Annotated in this window: 6 protein-coding genes; all 6 read right to left on the bottom strand. The window is 29.5% G+C overall.

The features are described 5' to 3' along the window. Nucleotides 1-270 precede the first annotated feature (270 nt). The 6 genes from ACFSSB_RS01855 to ACFSSB_RS01830 all read right to left on the bottom strand — a co-directional run bounded on the left by ACFSSB_RS01855 (nt 271) and on the right by ACFSSB_RS01830 (nt 5,855). Complete coding sequence (locus tag ACFSSB_RS01855; RefSeq protein ID WP_379900357.1) at nt 271-882, bottom strand: hypothetical protein; 612 nt, start codon at nt 880-882, stop codon at nt 271-273. Between the two features lie 154 nt (nt 883-1,036). Continuing rightward, nucleotides 1,037-2,815, bottom strand: coding sequence for a WG repeat-containing protein (locus tag ACFSSB_RS01850; protein WP_379900355.1), 1,779 nt, complete (start codon nt 2,813-2,815; stop codon nt 1,037-1,039). Nucleotides 2,816-2,972: 157 nt separating this feature from the next. Beyond that, entirely contained in the window at nt 2,973-3,590 is a 618-nt protein-coding gene (locus ACFSSB_RS01845; protein ID WP_379900353.1) for a hypothetical protein, read from the bottom strand. A gap of 147 nt (nt 3,591-3,737) precedes the next feature. Further along, nucleotides 3,738-4,532: a hypothetical protein gene (locus ACFSSB_RS01840; RefSeq protein ID WP_379900351.1), complete on the bottom strand. Its 795-nt coding sequence runs from the start codon at nt 4,530-4,532 to the stop codon at nt 3,738-3,740. Nucleotides 4,533-4,688: 156 nt separating this feature from the next. Next, on the bottom strand, nt 4,689-5,168 hold the full coding sequence (locus ACFSSB_RS01835; protein WP_379900349.1) for a hypothetical protein: 480 nt from the start codon (nt 5,166-5,168) through the stop codon (nt 4,689-4,691). Nucleotides 5,169-5,318: 150 nt separating this feature from the next. Further along, entirely contained in the window at nt 5,319-5,855 is a 537-nt protein-coding gene (locus ACFSSB_RS01830) for a hypothetical protein (RefSeq protein WP_379900347.1), read from the bottom strand. Nucleotides 5,856-6,018: the final 163 nt, after the last annotated feature.

Raw genomic sequence — 6,018 nt, 5'->3', positions numbered from 1 at the left:
TGTGTGTTTACCGGTTGTAAGTTCGGCTAAAATTTTCAGTTTGAAAGGTTCTGAATACCGTCTGATTACTTTGTCATTTTTGTACATAATGTTTAAAATTATGTAGCCTTTATTCAGGACGGGTCATTATGTTTGCTAACGGTTTTGTATATGATACGTTGCGTGTGTAAGCAACTAATTTAGCAAATAAAAACCGAATAGAATATTCCGCAGGAATATTCGTAAGTAGGCTAGAACTAGCAATGGATTATATACTTTGTTAGGCAACGTTTAATCAACTTTTTTAAATGTATCTGCCCAAAATGGTCGTATCTCATTTGGAAAAAAATCTGCCAAGCAATGTATCATATCAACAATTGTATTAATTGCCCATTTGTAACACTCAATTGTACTTAATTCTAAAGTCCACGCATAATGTTCATTTGCTTTTTTTTGAATAGTAAATTTTCGTTGATCTAATTCTTTTATAGCACTTAAAGGTGGACGATCCATTTTGAAATGTGAAATAGCATTTCTTATTTGTATTAGTTTTTTAAAATCTTGAAAAGGTTGCTGTGACTTGTCAAAAGATTTACCAATTATCCATTTTGGAAAAGCGAGGGTTTTTGTTTCTAAATCCCATTTTTCAATATTCTCCTTGAATTCAAAAAAGACTTCATTTTCCTTTCTAAAACGAGCTTCGGAAATCATATCATAAAAACATTCATGAAGAAAAGATTCCCAAACTGTAATAGCCATGGAATAACCAAAAAGGGCTTCAGGAACGTGGCCATTTATACCTCTTTTTTTATTTTCCATTTTTAACTTAGAGCTCTCATAATTTGATTTTAATGTTAGAAATAATATCCATGCTATCGGTTCTGAATGTTCTCTTGTTCCCATTTTTTAAAAATGTTGCCTAACGGTTCTGTATATGATACGTTGCGTGTGTAAGCAACTAATTTAGCAAATAAAAACCGAATAGAATATTCCGCAGGAATATTCGTAAGTAGGCTAGAACTAGCAATGGATTATATACTTTGTTAGCAACTGGGCTTTATCTGTAATTTAATATATAACTAAATTTTTTATCAATTACTTTCGCGCTTACCTTTTGCTCTAAAACTTTTCCTTTAGTGTCAGTTGAAAAATATTTTCCATTCTTTTTTAAATAAATAGTGTCCAATTCTTTATTTGTCAGATATGGCCATTCCCATAAAATTTGTTCGTATTCTATTGGATTAACTATTTCGTTTTTCCAATTGATTGTTCCAAATAAACTATTTTTTTTGACTTTGATTAGTTTAGAGTTATCTACTAAAATCTCGTCATAAATAGGTGGAATTACTGTTTTTCCTTCTCTGCTGATTAATCCTTTCTTTTTGTTCTTTGTTACAAAATGTTCATCTGGACCATATTCCACCCAATTAGATATTTCATTATATTCTATTGGGATAATTATATTTTCATCAATATCTATTATACCAAAAAGGTTGCTTTTTTTCACAATAAACCTATTGGTTTCATCGTAAAAGCAAGGTGATATTTCTTGGTAAATAGATTGGGTTTTTAATTGCCCTTTTAAGTCTGCTAAACCTACATTACCATCTTTTTCAAGTATTAAAAGTTTGCACCATTGTTTTCTTTCATTACAAGTTATTGAGTTATATTCGAAAGGAATAATAGTTTCGGCAAATGAGTTAATAACACCAAATTTGCCATTCTTTTTTGCTATCGTAAAATCTTGATATTTAAAATTTGATAATTGTTCATATTCAAAAGGTATAATTATTTCTCCTTTTGTGTTTATAGCTCCAAATTTTTCATTCTCTTTATAGATGTAATATTTTTGTTGATTTTCTCCTCGTTTAAGTCTATCCCAAATAATTTCTTTGTATTTGTTTTCGAGAAGAATATCTCCATTGGAATCAAGTAATCCAAACTTTCCCGAATCATTGGTTAAAAATTCGGCAAATATATTTGAGTATATCGCTGGATGTTCGATTAGGTCATATTTTAAAGGAATTATTAAAGTTCCTAAACTATCAATAATTCCATATTTTCCATTTTTAGATACTATCGCTAAATTGTTTTGATAAGGTTCTGCAATGTCAAATTTCCCAAAAGGAACTATAGTTTCAAAATTTGAATTGATATATCCAAGTTGACCGTTTTTTTCAACTCGACATAATCCCTTTTTAAAATATGTATTAGTCCTATCGTTATATGAAACTTCTGTGATTTTGTCATATTCAAAATCAGTAAGTCTTTTACCATCACAAGAGAAAAACGCCCATTTTCCATTTTTCATTGCGCATACTAGTTCGTCCGCTTTATTATCTCTTACTTTCTCAAATTCTATTGGAACTATTACTTTGCCAGTTTTGTCAATAAATCCATATTTATTGTTTTTACGCACTCTAGCTAAACCACACTTATAAAAATGACTCTCGTTTTCATATTCAAATGGTATTACGACTTTACCTTTTCTGTCAATAAATCCGTGTTTCCCATTTAATTCCGCTGGTGCAAGTCCATTTGAAAACACACTCAAATCGTCATATTTAAAAGGTATTAAGGTATCTTGAGTAATATTTATGTAGCCTCTTTTTCCATTATTTTCTCCAAGTATCATTCCTTCCTCATCAATCGGATTCAGAAATTTATATTTGTTAAGAGGTATAATTGTATCTCCGTTTTGATTTACGAATCCCCAAGTTTTATTTCCACTAATTCGTTTGTAGGTTTGAGATTCAGCTGAATTTAATTCCGCCTTATTTGGTTTGCAAGAAATCACAAGCAAAAGAATAATCAATATGTTTATAAATGTTCTCAATGTTTGTCTTGCCTTGTTGCTAACGGTTTTGTATATGGAAAGTTGCGTGTTTGCGTGCGAGGATTTTCCGAAGGAAAATCAGACGTAGCAAACGTGCAACGACCTTTTGTTTAGCCTAAATTAGCAATTTTTTATATACGTTGTTAGCAAATCGTTTTTATTCTAATAATTCCACATAAACATTGTTTGTCGAAAGTTTTGTGTCCAACGCAAAATAATTTCTATTCAGAAGTAATTTTTCAGAGTTAGAATCTATTTTAATAAAACGTAAGTCCATTACAAAACCTTCAAATCCATAGTTTTCAAAATTTTTATAGTCAAATTCAAACGTACTTTTTTCTGATTTAATTTCTTTAACAATGATAGAATCATTTTCTTTTTGTAGAAAAACTAATGTTATTTCTCTAGAACTAATTTTTGATTTAGGAATACTGTCAGCAGGTGAGTAGATACTGATTTTTCCTTTCAGAATTGAGTCTTTTTTATTTCCAGTAATATTGAAATCGAAAAATTTACTTTTAGAACTATCTATCACTCCCTTTTTGTAAAATAGCCAAGTATTCCAAAAAGTGTCCTTTTTTTTCGAAACATAGGCTTCGTTTTCTCCTACTAATTCTCCATTCTCATAATAAGGAATATTAATTCTTTGATAACGTTTAGAAGTGTCAATTTCCGTTTTATTCAGAGTTGCTTTTTCAGTTTTTAATTCCGTTGACTTTTTGCAAGAAAATAGACAAAAAACTAATAATATGTATATGGCTTTGAGGTTGTTCATCAAATGTTTGCTAACGTGTTTGTATATGGTTTGTTGCGTGTTTTAAGCACCTAATTTAGCAAATAAAAACTGAATAGAAAATCCGCGAGGATTTTCGTAAGTAGGCTAGAACTAGCAATAAATTATATACGGTGTTAGCAATAGTTATTAATTTTCAAATTCCTTTTTTATTTGTTTTGAAAACAATTGTTCAATTTCGTTTTTACTTAATTTTCTAATATGTTCAACGTCATCTTTGTCAATTCCGCTACTAAATAGAAATCCATTTCCCTCTACAGTAAAACTTAATATACTGTCCAAAGAAACTCTTGTCTTCTGTTCATTTATAGAATCTACTTTTATAGAAGTTAAAATATGAGCATTTTTTCCAGACATTTCAATTCGATAGTTATCTTGTGCAAACATTCCTTCTTTGTATATCTGAAGTTGTGTTCTTACAGATTGTTTATCAGAATTAATAATAGTCGAAAATTCCGATTTCATAGATAATTTTTCGTAATGTTTAGGTAGAGTAGTTGCAATAAATGCAAAGCAACTTATTCCGATAATTATTGGCTTTAATTTTTTCCTTGCTTTAAACAAAGATTTAGATTCCGAATTCCAATAGATATATGAAAATGGTAGAACCAATAAAGCAATTAAATCAGAATAATCTATTGTACGATTTATTCCAATTCCGTTTGAGAGAGCAAAATCAAATATTGGTTGTGAAAATTCCGATTTCCAAAGCACGAATAAAATTCCGCTCAAAATGTAAATAGACTTTATCTTTTTCGGAAAAAAAGAACTGAAAAAATATGGAAAGGCAAAAAGTCCAACAAAATCAGAAAGTTTTCCAGTTAGATAATTATGATATTCAAATTTCAAGTATAAATCGTTAATCAACAATAGGAATATTGAAGCAAGAAATAATATTCGATAAAAGTGTTTTTCTTTGGTCACGATGTTTCTTGTTAATTATTGCTAACGGTTTTGTATATGGAAAGTTGCGTGTTTGCGTGCGAGGATTTTCCGAAGGAAAATCAGACGTAGCAAACGTGCAACGACCTTTAAATTTAGCCCAAAATAGCAATTTTTTATATACGTTGTTAGCTACAGTTATTTTATTATTCTAAAGCTATCAATGATATTCATACTTTCCGATTGGCTTAAATTATAACAGTCAATACTAATTTCGTAAGCTAGTCCTAGATCATAATTTAGGATTGCAATAATGAAAATTGAATATTTTTTTCCATTATCAATACCATAACCTTTTACAAAATATCCATGATTAATATTTTTTAAATAACCTCCATTTTTGACACCTCTTAAACCAAAGTCTTTTGCTATTTCTTTTGCGCCACGTTTTATGTTTTTTTTAAATTTTTTAGATTCCTGTTCAATTGGAATAATTTCAATATCAATTGCGATATTATCATTTTCAAAGCCTAAAACATTTTTAGATTCAGTTGGGTATTTTTCTAAAATCTCGCTTGATTCAAATGAAATTTTGAATTCATTAGTTGAATAAATATTTTGACTAAACGATTTTAGTCCAGTAAAAAGTAATAATAAAACTATCACTGTTTTTTTCATAATTGTAGCTAACGGTTCTGTATATGATACGTTGCGTGTGTAAGCAACTAATTTAGCAAATAAAAATCGAATAGAATATTCCGCAGGAATATTCGTAAGCAGTCTAGTACTAGCAATGGATTATATACTTTGTTGTGTGTAGTGCTTTCGTTACATTTTTGTTCCAATATAATATACTTTGTTTTCATTCGGTATTACAAAAATTAATTCCGCACCACTTGGGTCAATTCCATTACAATATATGCTCCAAGGATAGACATAAACATCTTCTTTTTGCAAATCTTTTAATTTTGGAAACCAAGAGATTTGATATTGCCAGCCATTTGCCATTTCAACAGCATCATTCAAAACTTTAGGTAAATTATCTAATCGATAAAAACCTTTTTTGTTTTTCAGTTCATCGTGAGTTACTTTCGAAATGTCAATTCCATATGCATCCAGATAATCTCCAGTAAAAGAGCGACCAGATTCATAACTATTCGTTACTTTCTCAATTCTATCGTCTCCAAGTCCACACCAATTCAGCACGAATCTTACATCAGATTTCGTTGCTTTATTTTCGACAGTTTTATTTCCAATTGTAGTCGAGTAGGCGAGATAGCCAAAAATCAGAATTATTCCAATTAGTGATATTCCACCCAAAATCATTAGAGCTTTTTTTCCTAAATTATAAATCTTTTCCTTCAATTATTTTTTAGTTCAGATGTTTGTCTCGCATTACACACAACGTTTGCGTATATGAAATGTAGCGTATAATTAGCTAACTATCTTTCGTATTTGCTTTTACTTTATAAATAAACAAAAAAAAATGCTGATGTCAAATGCCTAGCTATTTTTTATATACGCTGTT

The sequence above is a fragment of the Lacinutrix gracilariae genome (assembly GCF_042684485.1).
In the GTDB taxonomy this organism is placed as follows: domain Bacteria; phylum Bacteroidota; class Bacteroidia; order Flavobacteriales; family Flavobacteriaceae; genus Oceanihabitans; species Oceanihabitans gracilariae.
The sequence above is the reverse complement of the archived record's forward strand: the minus strand, read 5'-3'. Positions and strand labels throughout refer to the sequence as shown.